An 18,559-nucleotide genomic window follows, 5' to 3' on the forward strand; every position below is an offset into this window, starting at 1 on the left:
AAGGCGTCACTGCGTTACCGGGCGTCTGAGGAGTCACCGTGCATTATCAACCGCAAAAAAATCTGCTGCAAAACCGGATCATTCTTGTCACCGGTGCCAGCGATGGGATTGGCCGCGAGGCAGCCCTGACATACGCCGAGTACGGCGCGAACGTTATTCTGATGGGACGCAACGAAGAAAAACTGAAAAGCGTCGCTCAGGAGATTGAAGCCGCCTGCGGCACGCCGGCCCCGTGGTATACGCTCGATTTACTTACCTGCACGCCCGCGGAGTGCCAGGAATTAGCCCGGCGCATCAGCGCCCATTATCCACGGCTCGACGGCGTGCTGCATAACGCTGGTTTGCTTGGAGAGGTGCGCCCGATGGATGAACAGGATCCTGAACTCTGGCAGCAGGTGATGCAGGTCAACGTCAACGGCACGTTTTTCCTCACACAGGCATTGCTTCCTTTATTACTTAATTCCGAGTCAGGGTCCCTGGTCTTTACCTCCTCCAGCGTCGGCCGTGAAGGACGCGCAAACTGGGGAGCTTATGCCGTATCAAAATTCGCGACCGAAGGCATGATGCAGGTGCTGGCGGAGGAGTATCAGAGCCGCCATCTTCGCGTGAACTGCATTAACCCAGGCGGTACGCGCACCAAAATGCGCGCCAGCGCGTTCCCGAGCGAAGATCCGCAGAAACTCAAAACCCCGGCAGACATTATGCCGCTCTATCTCTGGCTAATGGGCGATGACAGCCGCCGCAAAACCGGGATGACCTTTGACGCCCAGCCGGGTCGTAAACCAGGAATTTCGCAATGAGTGAAGAACGTCATCAGCAGCGCCAGCAGCGTCTGAAAGAACAGGTCGATGCACGCGTCGCGGCAGCGCAGGACGAGCGTGGGATCGTCATCGTGTTTACCGGCAACGGCAAAGGGAAAACCACCGCCGCGTTTGGTACCGCCACCCGCGCGGTCGGGCATGGGCAGAAAGTCGGCGTTATCCAGTTTATCAAAGGCGAATGGCCCAACGGCGAGCGAAATTTACTTGAGCCTCACGGCGTTGAGTTTCAGGTGATGGCAACTGGATTTACGTGGAATACGCAGAACCGGGAAACCGATACCGCAGCCTGTCTCGCCGTCTGGGAGCACGCCAAAAGAATGCTGGCCGATCCCTCTCTGAATATGGTTCTGCTGGATGAGCTCACGTATATGGTCGCCTACGACTATCTACCGCTGGAAGCCGTGCTGACTGCCCTGCAGAGCCGCCCTGCGCACCAGACGGTTATCGTCACAGGACGCGGGTGTCATCGGGATATTCTGGCGCTGGCAGATACCGTTAGCGAGCTGCGTCCGGTTAAACATGCCTTTGATGCGGGTATCAAAGCGCAAATCGGGATTGATTACTAAAAAAAAGCCCGGTCAATAAGACCGGGCTTCTGTTTTTAACCGTTGTTATTACGGCTGCCGGAGCGGCGGTTGCTGCTCACCTGGCTGTGACGCTTCACCGCGCGACGGATCTGATTCGCCTTCATTCGACGACGATCTTTCTCCACAGCCACTTTAGAGGTGGTTTCTGGCGTCAGGCCAACCAGCTCGCGCAGATAGTTGGTTTGCGTCAGATCCAGTTCGGTATAGCCACCACGCGGCAAACCTTTTGGCAGCAGAATGTCACCGTAGCGTACGCGGATCAGACGGCTAACCTGGACGCCAACTGCTTCCCAAAGACGACGCACCTCGCGGTTACGGCCTTCGGTCAACGTCACGTTGTACCACTGGTTAATACCTTCCCCACCGGTAAATTTGATGGTTTTGAACGCCGCAGGACCGTCTTCCAGTTGAACGCCGCGCGACAGATCGCGCAGTTTATTCTCATCAACCTGGCCAAATACACGCACAGCGTATTCACGTTCCACTTCACGGCTTGGGTGCATCAGACGGTTTGCCAGTTCACCATCGGTGGTAAACAGCAGCAGACCGCAGGTGTTCACGTCCAGACGACCTACGGCAATCCAGCGAGCGCCACGCAGTTTAGGCAGACGGTCAAACACCGTCGGACGACCTTCCGGGTCGTTGCGGGTGCACAGCTCGCCTTCCGGCTTGTAGTAAGCCAGCACGCGGCAGATCTGCTCAGCGGATTCTTTCACGGAGATAAGATGACCGTCGATGCGGATCTTCAGCCCCGGTACGATTTCAACGCGGTCACCAAGCGTGGCGATTTTACCGTCCACACTCACGCGGCCCGCTTCAATAATGGCTTCGATTTCACGGCGTGAACCGTGGCCGGCGCGCGCCAGCACTTTCTGTAACTTCTCGCTCATTGAGCTTCCTCAGGTGTCGCCTTCACAGGCGTCGAATCAGGTCAAAACAGGGTCGGGCCCTGCTTTGATGGCCGCGTAGTATATCTGCTTATACCTTTACAAGAAAGGCTTTACATCGCCCACGCCTTCACGAATCACTTCCGGGGCGTCTTCGGTTAAGTCGACGACGGTGGTCGGCTGCTGGCCGAGATAGCCGCCGTGAATAATCAGCTCCACCACCTTCTCCAGACGATCTTTGATCTCTTCTGGATCGGACTCGGTAAACTCACTTCCCGGCAGCATCAACGAGGTAGAGAGCATCGGTTCGCCGAGGGTTTCCAGCAGCGCCTGAGCAATCGGGTTCGACGGCACGCGCATGCCGATGGTTTTACGTTTTTCCTGCAACAGACGGCGCGGCACTTCCTTTGTCCCTTTCAGGATGAAGGTGTAATTACCCGGCGTGTTGTTTTTAATCAGGCGAAACGCCACGTTATCGACATAAGCGTAGGTCGACAGCTCTGAGAGATCGCGACACATCAGGGTAAAATTATGGCCGTCCGGCAACTGGCGAATACGGCAAATGCGTTCCATCGCGCCTTTATCTTCAATTTTGCAGCCCAGCGCGTAGCCTGAATCGGTCGGGTAGACAATCACACCGCCTTTGCGGACGATCTCCACGGCCTGGTTAATCAGACGTGGCTGCGGGTTATCCGGATGGATATAGAAAAACTGACTCATACTTCCCTCTCTTCAATTTGCTGTGGCTGTTCCCAGAGCTGCCAGACCGGCTCGACGCCAGCGGGCAGCCAGAGCTTGCGCCCCAGTTCAATCCAGGCGCAGGGCTGATGGAAATCAGACCCTTGTGACCCAAGCAGGCCAAACTGGCGGGCATAGGTCGCGAGCTGTGCGCGCTCATTGGGCGCCTGCTGACACTGGGCGACTTCCATCGCCTCACCGCCACATTCGGCAAAGTGTGCCAACAGTCTTTTCAGCCATTTAGCAGAAAGATTATACCGTCCCGGATGGGCCAGCACGGCCTTACCGCCAGAATGATGAATGACATCAATAGCTTGTTTTATTGTACACCACTGTGGCGGAACGTATCCGGTTTTCCCCCGTGCCAGATACTTTTTAAAGACGTCCGCCATGGTCGTTGCTTTACCCGCTTCAACCAGAAAACGGGCGAAATGACCGCGAGTAACAGCCCCGCCGTTCGCCAGCTTTTGCGCACCTTCCAGCGCGCCCGGAATATGCGCCTTTTCCAGACGCTCACCGATCATCTCGGCGCGCTGATTGCGGCGCGTTTTTTGTTCTTGCAAAAAGGCACGAAGTGCCGGATGTTCTATATCGATATTCAGGCCAACAATATGAATTTCGTGGTTTTCCCAGAGGGTTGATATCTCGACGCCGGGTATCAGATTCAGCGTCAGCCCGCTGCGGGCAATTTCGGCGCGCGCCGCCGGAATGGCATCTGTCGTATCGTGATCGGTTATCGCCAGCGTACCGACGCGCATTTCAACGGCGCGATGGACCAGATCTTCGGGTGTCAGCAGGCCGTCAGAGGCCTGAGTATGGCTGTGTAAATCATAAATAATGGCGTAGGTGGTATCGCTCAAAGCACTTCCCATAACAGGTTGGAGACATCCGAAACCACTATGATACCGACTTACGTTGAAATTCTGAAATCAAGGGTTGACAATACGCCATCGAACTAGTTAACTAGTACGCAAGTTCACACGAGAAAGGTATCTGAAAATGACAGCACATTTCACTCTGCACGGTTGGTGGCGTACTTCCTGATCTTCGGGCAGTGTCACACGTCTGCGAAATGCAAACAGATACCCAGCCCGCTACCAAGCGGGCTTTTTTTTGAACAGAAAATGAGAACAAAATAATGCAAACAGCCAAACCACACCTTGAATTGCTGACCTGCGAGGCGGCCTATCGCCACAACCCCACCGCGCTGTTTCATCAGGTGTGCGGAGCCCGTCCGGCGACCTTGCTGCTTGAATCTGCGGATATCGACAGCAAGGACGATCTTAAGAGCCTGCTGCTGGTCGACAGCGCGTTGCGCATTACCGCTTTAGGTGACACCGTCACGATTAAGGCGCTGTCAGACAATGGCGCATCGCTGCTGCCGCTGCTGGATGCCGCCCTGCCTGCAGGCATTGAAAACGAGCGTCATCCGGAGATGCGTATTCTGCGCTTCCCGCCGGTTAGCCAGCTGCTGGACGAAGACGCGCGCCTCTGCTCACTGTCCGTTTTCGATGCTTTCCGCCTGCTGCAAAATCTGGTCTCCGTGCCAGCAGAGGAACGCGAAGCGATGTTCTTTGGCGGGCTGTTTGCTTATGACCTGGTCGCCGGTTTCGAAGATTTACCGGAAACGGACCAGGGTAACCGCTGCCCGGATTACTGTTTCTATCTGGCTGAAACCTTGTTGGTGATCGACCATCAGAAAAAATATACCCGCATCCAGGCAAGCCTGTTCACGCCGTCTGTATCTGAAAAATATCGCCTTGAACACCGTATCGCGCAGCTGCAACAGCAAATGACCGAAGCGCCGCCTGCGCTTCCGGTGCAGCGCGTGGAGAAAATGACCTGCGATGTTAACCAGACCGACGATCAGTACGGCGCCGTCGTTCGCCAGATGCAAAAAGCCATTCGCGCCGGGGAAATTTTCCAGGTTGTCCCTTCCCGTCGCTTCTCTTTGCCCTGCCCGTCTCCGCTGGCAGCCTACGAGGTGCTGAAAAAGAGCAACCCAAGCCCGTACATGTTCTTTATGCAGGACAACGAATTCACCCTGTTTGGCGCGTCGCCGGAAAGCTCGCTGAAATATGACGCTACCAGCCGCCAGATTGAGATCTACCCGATTGCCGGAACCCGTCCACGCGGACGTCGTGCTGATGGCTCACTGGATCGCGATCTCGACAGCCGCATTGAACTGGAAATGCGCACCGACCACAAAGAACTCTCCGAGCACCTGATGCTGGTAGACCTGGCGCGTAACGATCTGGCCCGCATTTGCACCCCGGGCAGCCGCTACGTGGCGGACCTGACCAAAGTTGACCGTTACTCCTTCGTCATGCACCTGGTCTCCCGCGTGGTCGGTGAGTTGCGCCACGACCTCGATGTACTGCACGCCTATCGCGCCTGCATGAACATGGGCACCCTGAGCGGTGCGCCGAAAGTGCGCGCCATGCAGCTGATTGCCGCAGCCGAAGGACGTCGTCGCGGAAGCTACGGCGGCGCGGTGGGCTACTTCACGGCCCACGGTGACCTCGATACCTGCATCGTGATCCGCTCCGCCTATGTCGAAGACGGTATTGCTACCGTACAGGCGGGTGCCGGGATTGTTCTTGATTCTGTTCCGCAGTCTGAAGCTGACGAAACGCGCAGTAAAGCCCGAGCGGTCCTTCGCGCCATTGCTACCGCACACCATGCACAGGAGATTTTCTGATGGCTGACATTCTGCTGCTCGATAATATCGACTCCTTTACCTATAACCTGGCAGATCAGCTGCGTGCGAATGGTCATAACGTCGTTATCTATCGCAACCATGTACCTGCGCAGACTCTGATTGACCGTCTGGCAACCATGCAAAATCCGGTGCTGATGCTTTCCCCGGGGCCTGGCGCACCGAGCGAAGCGGGCTGTATGCCGGAACTGCTGACCCGTATGCGCGGCAAGCTGCCGATTATCGGCATCTGCCTGGGCCATCAGGCCATTGTTGAAGCCTACGGCGGGTACGTCGGCCAGGCGGGTGAGATCCTGCACGGTAAAGCGTCCAGCATCGAACATGACGGTCAGGCAATGTTTGCCGGGCTGCCGAATCCGCTCCCGGTTGCCCGCTACCACTCGCTGGTCGGGAGCAACATTCCAGCCGGGCTGACCATTAACGCCTCGTATGAAGGGATGGTGATGGCGGTGCGTCACGATGCAGACCGCGTCTGTGGCATGCAGTTCCACCCGGAATCGATCCTGACCTCACACGGCGCTCGTCTGCTGGAACAGACCCTGGACTGGGCGTTACAGAAGCTGGAGCAAACCAATACCCTGCAACCGATTCTGGAAAAACTGTACCAGGCACAAACCCTGAGCCAGCAGGAAAGCCACCAGCTTTTCTCCGCCGTGGTTCGCGGTGAGCTGAAGCCTGAACAGCTGGCGGCCGCGCTGGTGAGCATGAAAGTGCGCGGCGAAAGCCCACAGGAGATCGCCGGTGCCGCCACGGCCCTGCTGGAAAATGCCGCGCCGTTCCCGCGCCCGGACTATCAGTTCGCGGATATTGTCGGCACCGGGGGTGACGGCAGTAACAGTATCAATATCTCCACCGCCAGCGCCTTCGTGGCGGCGGCGTGTGGTTTGAAAGTCGCGAAGCACGGTAACCGTAGCGTTTCAAGCCGGTCAGGTTCGTCTGATCTGCTCGCCGCATTCGGTATTAACCTCGATATGAACGCCGAACGTTCCCGTGAAGCGCTGGATGACCTGGGCGTCTGCTTCCTGTTTGCGCCGAAATATCACACCGGTTTCCGCCACGCGATGCCGGTTCGTCAGCAGCTTAAAACCCGCACGCTGTTTAACGTTCTGGGTCCGCTGATTAACCCGGCCCATCCGCCGCTGGCGCTGATTGGTGTCTATAGCCCAGAGCTGGTCCTGCCGATTGCTGAGACACTGCGCGTCCTGGGTTATCAGCGTGCTGCCGTGGTGCACAGTGGCGGAATGGATGAAGTGTCTCTGCATGCTCCGACGCTGGTGGCCGAACTGCGCGACGGTGAAATCCAGAGCTATCAGCTGGACGCTGCCGACTTCGGCCTTGCGCCATATCACCAGGAAGCGCTGGCAGGCGGTACGCCGGAAGAAAACCGTGACATTCTGACGCGCTTATTACAAGGTAAGGGAGAGGTCGCCCATGAGGCCGCCGTTGCTGCCAACGTCGCCATGCTGATGCGTTTGCACGGTGAGGAAGACCTGAAGGCCAACGTTCAAAAAGTTCTGGATGTACTGCGCTCCGGTGCAGCTTACGATCGCGTTACCGCACTTGCGGCAAGAGGGTAAAGAATGCAGACCGTTTTAGCGAAAATCGTTGCCGATAAGGCCATCTGGGTGGAAGCCCGCAAGCAACAGCAGCCGCTTGCCAGTTTCCAGAACGACGTCGTCCCGAGCAGCCGTCGTTTCTATGACGCCCTGCAGGGCGCGCGCACCGCGTTTATTCTTGAGTGCAAAAAGGCGTCCCCGTCTAAAGGCGTTATTCGTGACGATTTCGACCCGGCGCGTATTGCCGGCATTTATAAGCATCATGCGTCAGCCATCTCGGTGCTGACGGATGAGAAATATTTCCAGGGCAGCTTCGATTTTCTGCCTATCGTCAGCGGTATCGCGACGCAGCCGATCCTGTGCAAAGACTTTATTATTGACCCGTATCAGATCTGGCTGGCGCGTTTCTACCAGGCTGACGCCTGCCTGCTGATGCTCTCGGTACTTGATGACGAACAGTATCGCCAGCTCGCAGCCGTCGCGCACAGCCTGAATATGGGCGTGCTGACCGAAGTAAGCAACGAAGAGGAGCTGGAGCGCGCCATGGCGCTCGGTGCCAAAGTTGTCGGGATCAACAACCGCGATTTGCGCGATCTGTCGATAGACCTCAACCGTACCCGCCAGCTGGCACCGCGTCTGGGCTCGGGCGTAACCGTTATCAGCGAATCCGGGATAAACAGCTACGCCCAGGTGCGCGAGCTTAGCCACTTCGCCAACGGTTTCCTGATTGGTTCCGCCATGATGGAGCATGACGATCTCAATGCGGCAGTACGTCGCGTGCTGCTGGGTGAAAACAAAGTCTGCGGCTTAACCCGCGAACAGGATGCCCAGGCCGCGTATGAAGCGGGTGCCATTTACGGCGGACTGATTTTCGTGGATACCTCACCTCGTGTAGTGAGCGAAGAGCAGGCGCGTAAGGTGATAGCCGCAGCTCCCCTCAGCTACGTGGGCGTGTTCCGCAATGCGGATATCGCAGATGTGGTAGCAAAAGCCGAGGCATTATCCCTGAGTGCGGTGCAGCTCCACGGTGATGAAGACCAGGGCTATATCGATACCCTGCGCGCCTCGCTGGCGCCTCAGGTACAGATCTGGAAAGCGCAAAGCGTCGGCGAGACCTTGCCCGCGCGCAACCTGAGCCATGTCGATAAATACGTCCTCGATAACGGCCAGGGCGGCACCGGCCAGCGTTTTGACTGGTCACTGCTGAACGGCGAAAAGCTGGATAACGTCCTGCTGGCGGGCGGATTAAGCCCGGATAACTGCGTAGAAGCCGCCAAAACCGGCTGCGCAGGCCTCGATTTCAATTCAGGCGTAGAGTCCCAACCCGGAATAAAAGATGCCAGCAAACTGGCCTCAGTGTTTAAAACTCTGCGTGCATATTAAGGAAGAGAAGATGACAACATTACTTAACCCGTATTTTGGTGAGTTTGGTGGGATGTACGTCCCGCAAATCCTGATGCCCGCGCTGCGCCAGCTGGAAGAAGCCTTTGTCAGCGCGCAGAAAGATCCGGCGTTTCAGGCTGAATTTACCGACCTGCTGAAAAATTACGCGGGCCGTCCGACTGCGCTGACCAAATGCCGTAACCTGACGGAAGGTACCAAAACCACGCTTTATCTGAAGCGTGAAGACCTGCTGCACGGCGGCGCGCATAAAACTAACCAGGTGCTGGGCCAGGCGCTGCTCGCGAAGCGTATGGGCAAAACCGAAATCATCGCCGAAACCGGCGCAGGCCAGCACGGTGTCGCCTCTGCGCTCGCCAGCGCCCTGCTCGGCCTGAAGTGTCGCATCTATATGGGGGCGAAAGACGTTGAGCGTCAGTCTCCGAACGTGTTCCGTATGCGCCTGATGGGCGCAGAAGTGATCCCGGTGCACAGCGGCTCCGCCACGCTGAAGGATGCCTGTAACGAAGCGCTGCGCGACTGGTCTGGCAGTTACGAAACTGCGCACTATATGCTGGGTACCGCAGCGGGTCCGCATCCGTTCCCGACTATTGTGCGCGAATTCCAGCGCATGATCGGTGAAGAGACCAAAGCGCAGATCCTCGAAAAAGAGGGTCGCCTGCCGGATGCCGTTATCGCCTGCGTTGGCGGCGGCTCTAACGCCATCGGCATGTTCGCAGACTTTATCGACGACACCAGCGTCGGTCTGATTGGCGTCGAGCCTGCCGGTCACGGCATTGAATCGGGTGAGCACGGCGCGCCGCTGAAGCATGGCCGCGTGGGGATCTACTTCGGAATGAAATCCCCGATGATGCAAACCGATGAAGGCCAGATTGAAGAGTCTTACTCTATCTCAGCTGGTCTCGACTTCCCGTCCGTCGGGCCACAGCACGCGTATCTAAACAGTACCGGTCGCGCGGAGTACGTTTCCATTACCGATGACGAAGCCCTGGAAGCGTTTAAAACGCTGTGCCGCAGCGAAGGGATCATTCCGGCACTGGAGTCTTCGCACGCGCTGGCGCACGCGCTGAAAATGATTAAAGAAAACCCGGAAAAAGAACAGCTGCTGGTGGTGAACCTTTCCGGTCGCGGTGACAAAGATATCTTCACCGTTCACGATATTCTGAAAGCACGAGGGGAAATCTGATGGAACGCTACGATAACGTATTTGCAGAGCTGAAATCCCGCCAGGAAGGCGCGTTCGTTCCCTTCGTCACCCTGGGCGATCCGGGCCCGGAACAGTCGCTGAAGATTATCGACACCCTGATTGAAGCCGGCGCCGACGCGCTGGAGCTGGGTATTCCGTTCTCTGATCCGCTAGCGGATGGCCCAACCATCCAGAACGCAACGCTGCGCGCATTTGCCTCCGGTGTGACGCCAACACAGTGCTTCGAGATGCTGGCGGCGATTCGCCAGAAGCACCCGACCATTCCGATCGGCCTGCTGATGTACGCCAACCTGGTCTTTAACCGCGGTATTGATGAGTTCTATGCCGAGTGCGCGCGCGTGGGCGTCGACTCCGTTCTGGTGGCAGACGTGCCGGTTGAGGAGTCTGCGCCATTCCGTCAGGCGGCAATGCGTCATAACGTGGCCCCGATTTTCATCTGCCCGCCGAACGCCGATGACGCACTGCTGCGCCAGATTGCCTCTTACGGACGCGGGTATACCTACCTGCTCTCCCGCGCGGGCGTGACCGGTGCCGAGAATAAAGCGGCGTTGCCTCTGCATCATCTGGTGGAGAAGCTGGCTGAATACCACGCTGCACCGCCGCTGCAGGGCTTTGGGATTTCATCTCCCGATCAGGTCTCCGCAGCGATTGAGGCGAAAGCGGCAGGGGCAATCTCCGGCTCTGCTATCGTCAAAATCATTGAGAAGAACGTAGATAAGCCAGAGCAGATGCTGGCTGAGTTAAAAGCATTCGTGACTGCAATGAAAGCAGCGACGCGTAAAGCCTAATCCTTTGACCGTCTGGCTTTTCAGCCAGGCGGTCCTCTTCTTTTATTACACTCTCTCTTCATTTTCAGCATTAATACCAATTGCAATAAATAGCACACTTATACTTGGCCCCACCCTTCACTAAACAAGTAGTCAACAATATCTCTTTGTCGATTTACATACTGTAAGGAATGTATAAAGTATGCGTATATTTGTGATTGCAAAAATATTTGGACACTATGTTGAGAAGTTTCATTTGTGGATGGGAAGAGTGTGACCTGAGTATTTACCGCCAGGCTTATTCCGTTTATGGCGGAAGCGTATGTACACACCCGGATGTGCTAACTTATCTGGCAAATAAACGAAAAAAAGACATTCGTTTTTTCTGTAGAAAAAAAGATGGCGTTATTGTTTCATCAACTTACTCCATCAGCGGCTCTCTGAATCTCTATTCAAAACCACACCCGTTTGTTTTTGAGGATATAATATTACCCAGCGCCCCTCATTCAAAAACTTTCCTTCCAGTCAGGACTAAAAAACTTTCGCCATTACAGAAACACGCGTTCATCAACTCGTTCAGCAGTAAAATACTGAATGATGAGATATGTCATATGAAACCTGTATTTTCTACAAAAACGGTTAAGAAAAGAAATGGCGAAAGGAATCGTTTCCTCAAGCTTGGCGGGGAGATACTGGATGTGAATAATCTTTCTGTCGAGGAGATTTGCGACAGTTACATAAGCTTATTTAATGCTCGCTGGCGCGGCAAGGTATCGCCCTATCCAAGAGATAACCTGCTGGATGCTATTGAAAGTCTGAGGCATATGGTTTTTGGCTCCGCGCTCGCATTCAATAAGAAAATCATAGCAATTGATTTAATATTCAAAACTGAATGCCCCGAATGGATCTATTTCGATGACATCAATGGTGGATATGACCCCCTATATAATGACATTGGTGCGGGGAGTATCTTGCTTTGGGAAAATTATAATCGCGCCCGAGAACTGTGTGAGCGAAATGAAAAACAAATGATATTCTCATTGGGAAAATACTTCACCGGAATGGAGTATAAAAAACAGTGGTGTAACATCATTCCTTTGAGATGTGTATTTTAATTATACTTTATGCCGTGCGTACGGCCACCTGGATCTTTACAAATTCCTTAGTCCATTATCTGCTGAGCACTTTTCATGGTGACATTTTTGTTTGCAATTTCTCTGGCGGCCTCTTTAAGGGCTATATTCATCGCCACCGTTGTTACTGGCTTTGCAACTCCTTTTACGCGATTTGATTTACTCTGAAAAACATAGATATCCAGGGGGTTTGCTAGCTTTCTTTTATTAAATAATTGCCGCAGTATCTTGCACAGTCTCACTGTCCGCGACTCAAATTTTGGTGTTGCCGCGAGATGCAACAAATCATCTTTGATATCACTGTATTTTATGCTTACAACCCGGCAACTTTCAGCGCGTAAAAAAAATAATGTTAACCATAAATCACCCCACGTCTTTGAAATCCGGTACAACTTCTGATGAATGACCATGAATTCATCAGTGGTTATAGAATCAGTTTTCGCCATTGAAAACGCCTGCATCGAGTTCAAGCATGCTTTAACATAACATTAACCATTTAAATATTTATTCAACGCCTGTGCTGTCGCCTCCTGAAGCCAGGCGTGGATGAAAAAGGCGTCCGGTTTAGTGATAAAAGTCATTAAAAAGGGAGGTATTTTAGAGAAAGACATCAGAGAGGTTTTAGGGTAACGAAAAAAGTTATATATTCCAGTCCGTTAATTCCACATATTCCTTCTGAGTTCAGAGGCTTATTCATGTCATGGCAATACTTCAAACAGACTTACCTGGTTAAGTTCTGGTCCCCTGTCCCGGCCGTTATCGCGGCAGGCATTCTCTCTACCTACTACTTCGGCATTACCGGCACCTTCTGGGCGGTCACCGGCGAGTTCACCCGCTGGGGTGGTCAATTGCTGCAACTCGCTGGCGTGCATACCGAAGAGTGGGGCTACTTTAAACTCATTCATCTGGACGGCACGCCGCTCACACGCATCGACGGGATGATGATCATCGGTATGTTCGGCGGCTGCTTTGCTGCCGCGTTGTGGGCAAATAACGTTAAGCTCCGGCTGCCCAAAAGTCGAATACGCATTTTGCAGGCGATTGTCGGCGGCATCATTGCCGGATTCGGCGCGCGCCTGGCGATGGGGTGTAACCTTGCCGCCTTCTTTACCGGGATCCCTCAGTTTTCGCTGCATGCCTGGTTCTTTGCTGTCGCCACGGCCATCGGCTCTTACTTTGGCGCAAAATTTACCCTTCTGCCGCTGTTTCGTATTCCCGTCAAAATGGTCAAAGTGAGCGCAGCGTCGCCGCTAACGCAAAAGCCCTCACAGGCGCGACGCCGTTTCCGCCTCGGTATGGTGGTCTTTTTCGCTATGGTGGCATGGGCGCTATGTACGGCCTTGAACCAGCCCAAACTCGGCCTGGCGATGCTGTTCGGTGTGGGGTTTGGCCTGCTCATTGAACGCGCGCAGATCTGCTTCACCTCAGCGTTTCGCGATATGTGGATCACCGGCCGGACGATGATGGCGAAGGCGATTATCGCCGGGATGGCGGTCAGCGCCATCGGTATCTTCAGCTATGTTCAGTTAGGCGTCGAACCGAAAATCATGTGGGCCGGTCCTAACGCGGTAATTGGCGGTCTGCTGTTTGGCTTCGGGATTGTGCTGGCCGGCGGGTGTGAAACCGGCTGGATGTACCGTGCCGTTGAAGGCCAGGTGCACTACTGGTGGGTGGGCCTGGGGAATGTTATTGGCTCGACCATCCTGGCGTACTTCTGGGACGATTTGTCCCCGGCGCTTGCGACGAACTGGGATAAGGTCAACCTGCTGAGCACCTTCGGTCCTCTCGGCGGCCTGCTGGTTACCTATGGCTTGCTGCTGGTCGCTTTTTTACTGGTTGTCGCACAGGAGAAACGTTTCTTCCGCCGGGCGAGTGTTAAAACAGAAACGCAGGAGAATGCAGCATGAAAGAGATCGTGCCCAATTACCGTCTGGATATGGTCGGTGAACCCTGCCCTTATCCGGCTGTCGCTACGCTTGAAGCGCTACCGCAGCTTAAAAAAGGTGAAATTCTGGAAGTGGTGAGCGACTGTCCGCAGTCCATTAATAATATTCCGCTGGATGCGAAAAACCACGGCTACACGGTGCTGGATATCCAGCAGGATGGCCCGACCATTCGGTATTTGATTCAGAAGTGATCGCTAAGGGCCTCGTAAAGGGCCTTTATCCTATTGAATTATAGGACATCTTGATCCACGGCAAAAACGCAATTTTTGACTTAAGTAAAATCTCATTTCCCTTTTGAAGCAGGTTTTCGCGGTTTGATGTATTTACGAGCTTTACTGGTTTTCGCCTTATTGATTCCCTTCCATGCGCTGTCCCTGAATTTCTCTTCTACCTTCCTGCGCCTTAATTGTCCGCAAAGAGGACTTGTCGAGGTCATTCTGCACGTTTATGACCATACCCAGGAACGATGGCAAGGTCATTTTGAAACCGGTGCGGGACATAAACGTGCGGGAGATACCGAAATTATCCCGTTTGCCAACGGCGATATTCTTTTCCATTCCCTGTCCAGCGACGCTTTCAGCTATTTATACGATGGGGAAAAGATCCTGAGGCACTGCGTAAAGCTTGATGAGCGGCCGGTTTATCCGTCGTTTTGAAGTGAGCAAAGCAAACTGGCCACCCTGTGGCCAGTTTGACGGCGGGTCAGAAACGATAACCCGCAGAGAACATAAATACCCACGGATCGAGGCGAGTGCTGATGCTTTGCTGCTGACCGCCCGCTTTGAAGCGTACATCGGTATCAATATCCATATACCAGACGGAGGCGTTGATTAACCAGTCGCGGTTAATCAGATAATCCAGACCTACCTGCCCTGCCATCCCCCACGAGTCTTTCAGGCTGAGGTCAGTCAGACCAGCTTCTTTACCGGTATCGTTAAATTTCTCATCAAAGAAGGTGGTGTAGTTCACACCCGCGCCAATATAAGGACGCACCTTGCTGCTCGAATCACCAAAGTACCACTGCGCCATCAGCGTTGGCGGCAGATGATGTACCGTGGCGATATCACCGGTTGGTCCTAAACCGACGCGATGACGGAACGGTGTTGCAGCCAGAAGCTCAACACCAACGTTATCCGTCGCCATATAGGTGAACGTTAAACCTAACTGGGTGTTATTACTGACGTTAAAACCGCCCATTCCCAGCACGTTATCAGATCCTTCAGTTGGGCGAACCGTCGCCGAACCGGCACGAATAAAGAATTCGCCTGCTTCATGCGCATACGCGCCGCCAGAGAGACTGCTTAATACAAGGGCTGCCACCGCTAATTTTTTCATATCCGCTCCATCGTTGTGGTTTTAATCGCGGGTGAGAATATACTCACAAAAGGGTAATAAGTGATCTGCCACAGATCACATTAAAACCAGTAACTTAACATTCATTGATCTGGGTTAATTTTTTGTGGCACTTTGAAAAGCAATAAGTTGTTTCCATGTCAATTTTTGGCATTTCGCAGTTACAAAATTTTCTCTTTTCCCCCTCTTGCTCTTCCTCTGGCGGCTGGATAATTTAGCGCTCTCACAAGTTGATTTGATGCGTTCTTCTTTTGCAGGTGTGCCATGAGTGATATTAACCCGTGCATGACGTGCGGAGCCTGTTGTGCGTATTTTCGAGTCTCTTTCTACTGGGCCGAAGCCAGCGATGGCGGCGGTACCGTTCCGGTTCATCTCACCGAGCCGTTAACACCTTTTCTGCGCTGCATGAGCGGCACGAACCAAAAACAGGTCCGCTGTGTAGCGTTACAGGGTGAGCCTGGAGTCTTTACCCGGTGTTCTATCTATGAGGATCGTCCCAGCCCGTGCCGGGAATTTGCCATGTCGGGAGAAGATGGGCTGGTCAATGAATCCTGTAATCGCGCCCGGGCGCGCGTTGGATTACCGCCGCTTTACAAAGATATGCTTTTCCATACAAGCCTTGATGCTGCCACAGCAGGCGCATCCGGTGTACAATTGCCGGCTAATTAACACCTGCAATACTCAAGGAGAGTGCATGTCTATCACGGCGAAGTCTGTCTACCGTGACACGGGAAACTTTTTCCGCAATCAGTTCATAACCTTTTTACTGATCGCGTTGCTTTGCGCCTTTATCACGGTGGTGCTGGGTCATGCGTTCTCACCGAGTGAAGAACAGATTGCCAGCCTGAGCCAGGGCGACCATCTTGCGGGAAGCGTGGGGCTGTTTGAGCTGGTGCAAAACATGACGCCGGAGCAGCAGCAAATTCTGCTGCGGGCCTCTGCCGCATCCACATTCTCAGGCCTTATTGGTAATGCGGTTCTGGCGGGCGGCGTTTTACTGATGATTCAGCTGGTATCGGCGGGTCATCGGGTCAGCGCCTTACGGGCGATTGGTGCCAGCGCACCGGTCTTACCTAAGCTGTTTATCCTGATATTTTTAACCACCCTGCTGGTTCAGATGGGGATTATGCTGGTTGTGGTGCCGGGTGTGTTACTGGCTATCGTGCTCTCATTTGCCCCGGTCATGGTTGTGCAGGACAAAATGGGTATTTTTACCGCGATGCGCAGCAGCATCAGACTGGCATGGGCTAATATGCGTCTTGTGGCTCCCGCCGTGATCGGCTGGCTGCTTGCCAAAACGCTCCTGCTACTGTTTGCACCGAATTTCGCGGTATTGACGCCAAACGTTGGCGCGGTGGTGGCGAATACGCTGAGCAATCTGATTTCTGCGGTACTGCTGGTTTACCTGTTCCGCCTGTATATGTTAATTCGTCAGTAATCCTGTGGCGGGAACATCGCTGTCTCCCGCCCCATTCAGAAGATGGAATCACAGAATGAAGCAGTTTCTTGATTTTTTACCGCTCGTGGTCTTTTTTGCTTTTTATAAGCTGTATGACATTTATGCCGCGACCACTGCGCTGATCGTCGCGACCGCTGTAGTACTGATCTACAGCTGGGTTCGCTATCGTAAAGTCGAAAAAATGGCGCTGATAACGTTCGTCCTGGTCGCCGTGTTCGGCGGGCTTACTCTGTTCTTCCACAACGATGAATTTATTAAGTGGAAAGTGACCGTGATTTACGCGCTGTTTGCGGGCGCATTGCTAATCAGCCAGTGGGTAATGAAAAAGCCGCTGATCCAGCGCATGCTGGGCAAAGAGCTGACCCTGCCTCAGGAAGTCTGGTCGCGTCTGAATATCGCCTGGGCGGTCTTCTTTATTCTTTGCGGCCTCGCCAACATCTATATCGCCTTCTGGCTGCCGCAGAATATCTGGGTCAACTTCAAGGTCTTCGGCCTGACTGCGCTGACGCTTATCTTCACGCTGTTAAGCGGCGTATACATCTATCGCCACATGCCGCAGGACGACAAGCACTGATTAATGACTGACCAGGACGTTAACGAGAGGCGTTCTGGTCTATTCTCTCCGCTTCGAAATCATAGTAGCATCCCGCCTGAAGTCTTCCGTTATGAGTTAAAACAATGACAACAACTAACGCCCCTCAGGGCGAACTGGTTTTACGCACACTGGCAATGCCCGCTGACACCAATGCCAATGGCGATATTTTTGGCGGCTGGCTGATGTCGCAGATGGATATGGGCGGCGCAATTCTGGCAAAAGAGATCGCCCACGGGCGCGTGGTGACCGTGAGAGTGGACGGCATGACCTTCCTGCGCCCGGTTGCGGTGGGTGATGTGGTTTGCTGTTACGCGCGCTGCGTCAAACGCGGCAATACCTCTATTTCAATCAATATTGAAGTATGGGTGAAGAAAGTCTCTTCTGAGCCGATTGGACAACGCTATAAAGCTACAGAAGCGCTGTTTATTTATGTCGCAGTAGACAGCGAGGGTAAACCTCGTCAACTTCCACAGGCCTGACAGACAGGCAAAAAAAAGCCTCCCTAAGGAGGCTTTTTTCATTCCATCTGCGCCCCGCCGTTCAGGCGGAAAACAATGTTCACTATCAACCCATTCCCTGGCTTGCCTGGCTCATAACGCCATCTGCGCATCGCCGATTTCACTTCTCGCTCGAACATATTAGAAGGTTGAGCAGACAAAATTTCCACGTTATCAACGCGACCATCCGCCGTGACGTCAAATTTCACCCGCACGCGGCCTTCAATACGTAAGGCCTGAGCGCGAGGCGGATACTGTGGCTGGTTGCGGCTCACGGCACGCGGACCCGCTGGCGCGGTTACCGTCGGCTTTGCGGCCGTTGCCGTATTGTTCATCACCGGACGTGAAGGCGCTGCATTTTCAACCGGCTGGGTCGCGCGCGGTTCAACCGGACGTTCTTCGCGTTTCGGACGCTCCTCGACCTTTTTCATCGGCTTTGGCTTCGGCTTCGGTTTTGGCTTCGGTTCAGGTTTATGGATAACCACCGGGGCTTCCTTCGGCGGCTCCGGAACGGGCTCGGGCTCTGGCTCCGGTTCAGCAACGGGTTGTGGCGGTGGCGGTGCAACCTGCGGCGGTTCGAGATCCGCTGGCGATACCATCGTCACCGAAATCGGCTGCGCGGGCGCGGGCATTTCAATAACCTGATGAACCGAGGTGTACAGCAAACCCGCCACAACGGCACCGTGAATCACGACAGAAAGCAGCGTCGGCCAGGGAAAGCGGCGAGGTAAATCAAGGGTCATCGAAGTCATATTCATCAACGTTAAAAAATCGAACACTGATTTTAAATGCAAATAGCAATCATATTCAATAAGACACTTTGCTCTGGCGCAACTTTAGCGCATGAGAGGCTAAAAAAGGGGCATTCAGATCAGGGCATTAACATTGTTTTT

General features: G+C 54.0%; 22 protein-coding genes and 1 other annotated feature. Of the genes, 16 read left to right on the top strand and 6 right to left on the bottom strand.

The window, feature by feature from the left end; translation table 11 throughout:
- Window positions 1–38 precede the first annotated feature (38 nt).
- Together E3U32_RS22170 and cobO are read left to right on the top strand one after the other, a co-directional pair.
- Window positions 39–800 (top strand): YciK family oxidoreductase, encoded by a 762-nt coding sequence (locus E3U32_RS22170; RefSeq protein ID WP_134350542.1) that lies wholly within the window; start codon window positions 39–41, stop codon window positions 798–800.
- Complete coding sequence (gene cobO, locus E3U32_RS22175; RefSeq protein WP_134350543.1) at window positions 797–1,387, top strand: cob(I)yrinic acid a,c-diamide adenosyltransferase; 591 nt, start codon at window positions 797–799, stop codon at window positions 1,385–1,387. Before E3U32_RS22170 ends, cobO begins: the two co-directional genes overlap by 4 nt.
- A gap of 35 nt (window positions 1,388–1,422) precedes the next feature.
- Here cobO and rluB read toward each other — a convergent pair whose 3' ends face one another.
- The 3 genes from rluB to rnm form a co-directional block, all read right to left on the bottom strand.
- A complete protein-coding gene (gene rluB, locus E3U32_RS22180; RefSeq protein ID WP_008502809.1) occupies window positions 1,423–2,298 on the bottom strand; it encodes a 23S rRNA pseudouridine(2605) synthase RluB in 876 nt (291 codons plus the stop codon).
- A 96-nt stretch (window positions 2,299–2,394) separates the two neighbouring features.
- On the bottom strand, window positions 2,395–3,015 hold the full coding sequence (locus tag E3U32_RS22185; protein WP_003856793.1) for an L-threonylcarbamoyladenylate synthase: 621 nt from the start codon (window positions 3,013–3,015) through the stop codon (window positions 2,395–2,397).
- On the bottom strand, window positions 3,012–3,905 hold the full coding sequence (rnm, locus tag E3U32_RS22190; protein ID WP_134350544.1) for an RNase RNM: 894 nt from the start codon (window positions 3,903–3,905) through the stop codon (window positions 3,012–3,014). The genes E3U32_RS22185 and rnm overlap by 4 nt, the downstream gene beginning before the upstream one ends.
- Window positions 3,906–4,032: 127 nt before the next feature.
- Between rnm and trpL the strand changes: the two genes are divergently transcribed.
- The 7 genes from trpL (at window position 4,033) to E3U32_RS22225 (ending at window position 11,798) form a co-directional block, all read left to right on the top strand.
- Window positions 4,033–4,077: a trp operon leader peptide gene (trpL, locus tag E3U32_RS23940; RefSeq protein WP_106993556.1), complete on the top strand. Its 45-nt coding sequence runs from the start codon at window positions 4,033–4,035 to the stop codon at window positions 4,075–4,077.
- Window positions 4,054–4,148 (top strand) — a sequence feature (Trp leader region). (Overlaps the previous gene by 24 nt.)
- Window positions 4,149–4,171: 23 nt before the next feature.
- A complete protein-coding gene (locus E3U32_RS22200; RefSeq protein ID WP_134350545.1) occupies window positions 4,172–5,734 on the top strand; it encodes an anthranilate synthase component 1 in 1,563 nt (520 codons plus the stop codon).
- Entirely contained in the window at window positions 5,734–7,329 is a 1,596-nt protein-coding gene (gene trpD / locus E3U32_RS22205) for a bifunctional anthranilate synthase glutamate amidotransferase component TrpG/anthranilate phosphoribosyltransferase TrpD (RefSeq protein ID WP_134350546.1), read from the top strand. Before E3U32_RS22200 ends, trpD begins: the two co-directional genes overlap by 1 nt.
- 3 nt (window positions 7,330–7,332) lie before the next feature.
- Window positions 7,333–8,691, top strand: a complete 1,359-nt coding sequence (trpCF, locus tag E3U32_RS22210) for a bifunctional indole-3-glycerol-phosphate synthase TrpC/phosphoribosylanthranilate isomerase TrpF (RefSeq protein WP_134350547.1) — start codon at window positions 7,333–7,335, stop codon at window positions 8,689–8,691.
- A 10-nt stretch (window positions 8,692–8,701) separates the two neighbouring features.
- The gene (trpB, locus tag E3U32_RS22215) at window positions 8,702–9,895 is read left to right on the top strand and encodes a tryptophan synthase subunit beta (RefSeq protein WP_134350548.1); all 1,194 of its coding nucleotides are present in this window, start codon (window positions 8,702–8,704) and stop codon (window positions 9,893–9,895) included.
- Window positions 9,895–10,704, top strand: a complete 810-nt coding sequence (gene trpA, locus E3U32_RS22220; protein ID WP_134350549.1) for a tryptophan synthase subunit alpha — start codon at window positions 9,895–9,897, stop codon at window positions 10,702–10,704. The genes trpB and trpA overlap by 1 nt, the downstream gene beginning before the upstream one ends.
- A 218-nt stretch (window positions 10,705–10,922) precedes the next feature.
- Entirely contained in the window at window positions 10,923–11,798 is an 876-nt protein-coding gene (locus E3U32_RS22225) for a transcriptional regulator (protein ID WP_134350550.1), read from the top strand.
- Between the two features lie 47 nt (window positions 11,799–11,845).
- Here the strand turns inward: E3U32_RS22225 and E3U32_RS22230 are convergent, their stop codons facing one another.
- A complete protein-coding gene (locus tag E3U32_RS22230) occupies window positions 11,846–12,262 on the bottom strand; it encodes a hypothetical protein (protein WP_134350551.1) in 417 nt (138 codons plus the stop codon).
- Window positions 12,263–12,511: 249 nt separating this feature from the next.
- On the opposite strand from E3U32_RS22230, the gene yedE reads away from it, so the two are divergent.
- The 3 genes from yedE (at window position 12,512) to E3U32_RS22245 (ending at window position 14,418) form a co-directional block, all read left to right on the top strand.
- Complete coding sequence (yedE, locus tag E3U32_RS22235; RefSeq protein WP_134350552.1) at window positions 12,512–13,723, top strand: selenium metabolism membrane protein YedE/FdhT; 1,212 nt, start codon at window positions 12,512–12,514, stop codon at window positions 13,721–13,723.
- On the top strand, window positions 13,720–13,953 hold the full coding sequence (gene yedF, locus E3U32_RS22240) for a sulfurtransferase-like selenium metabolism protein YedF (protein ID WP_069598428.1): 234 nt from the start codon (window positions 13,720–13,722) through the stop codon (window positions 13,951–13,953). Before yedE ends, yedF begins: the two co-directional genes overlap by 4 nt.
- A 126-nt stretch (window positions 13,954–14,079) precedes the next feature.
- The gene (locus tag E3U32_RS22245) at window positions 14,080–14,418 is read left to right on the top strand and encodes a hypothetical protein (RefSeq protein ID WP_071995940.1); all 339 of its coding nucleotides are present in this window, start codon (window positions 14,080–14,082) and stop codon (window positions 14,416–14,418) included.
- Between the two features lie 46 nt (window positions 14,419–14,464).
- On the opposite strand, the gene ompW is transcribed toward E3U32_RS22245, so the two are convergent.
- Complete coding sequence (gene ompW, locus E3U32_RS22250; RefSeq protein WP_134350553.1) at window positions 14,465–15,097, bottom strand: outer membrane protein OmpW; 633 nt, start codon at window positions 15,095–15,097, stop codon at window positions 14,465–14,467.
- Between the two features lie 282 nt (window positions 15,098–15,379).
- Between ompW and E3U32_RS22255 the strand changes: the two genes are divergently transcribed.
- From E3U32_RS22255 to yciA, 4 genes are all read left to right on the top strand, one after another.
- Window positions 15,380–15,784: a YkgJ family cysteine cluster protein gene (locus tag E3U32_RS22255; protein ID WP_134350554.1), complete on the top strand. Its 405-nt coding sequence runs from the start codon at window positions 15,380–15,382 to the stop codon at window positions 15,782–15,784.
- A 25-nt stretch (window positions 15,785–15,809) separates the two neighbouring features.
- The gene (locus E3U32_RS22260) at window positions 15,810–16,553 is read left to right on the top strand and encodes a YciC family protein (protein ID WP_033145752.1); all 744 of its coding nucleotides are present in this window, start codon (window positions 15,810–15,812) and stop codon (window positions 16,551–16,553) included.
- A 55-nt stretch (window positions 16,554–16,608) separates the two neighbouring features.
- On the top strand, window positions 16,609–17,148 hold the full coding sequence (locus tag E3U32_RS22265; RefSeq protein WP_023312088.1) for a septation protein A: 540 nt from the start codon (window positions 16,609–16,611) through the stop codon (window positions 17,146–17,148).
- Between the two features lie 104 nt (window positions 17,149–17,252).
- Entirely contained in the window at window positions 17,253–17,648 is a 396-nt protein-coding gene (gene yciA, locus E3U32_RS22270) for an acyl-CoA thioester hydrolase YciA (protein WP_008502796.1), read from the top strand.
- 38 nt (window positions 17,649–17,686) lie between these two features.
- Here the strand turns inward: yciA and tonB are convergent, their stop codons facing one another.
- Window positions 17,687–18,409 carry a TonB system transport protein TonB gene (gene tonB, locus E3U32_RS22275; protein WP_134350784.1) on the bottom strand — a complete coding sequence of 241 codons (723 nt, stop codon included), beginning with the start codon at window positions 18,407–18,409 and terminating at the stop codon, window positions 17,687–17,689.
- Window positions 18,410–18,559 lie beyond the last annotated feature (150 nt).

The sequence above is a fragment of the Lelliottia nimipressuralis genome (genome assembly GCF_004402045.1).
GTDB classification, from domain to species: Bacteria; Pseudomonadota; Gammaproteobacteria; order Enterobacterales; family Enterobacteriaceae; genus Enterobacter; species Enterobacter chinensis.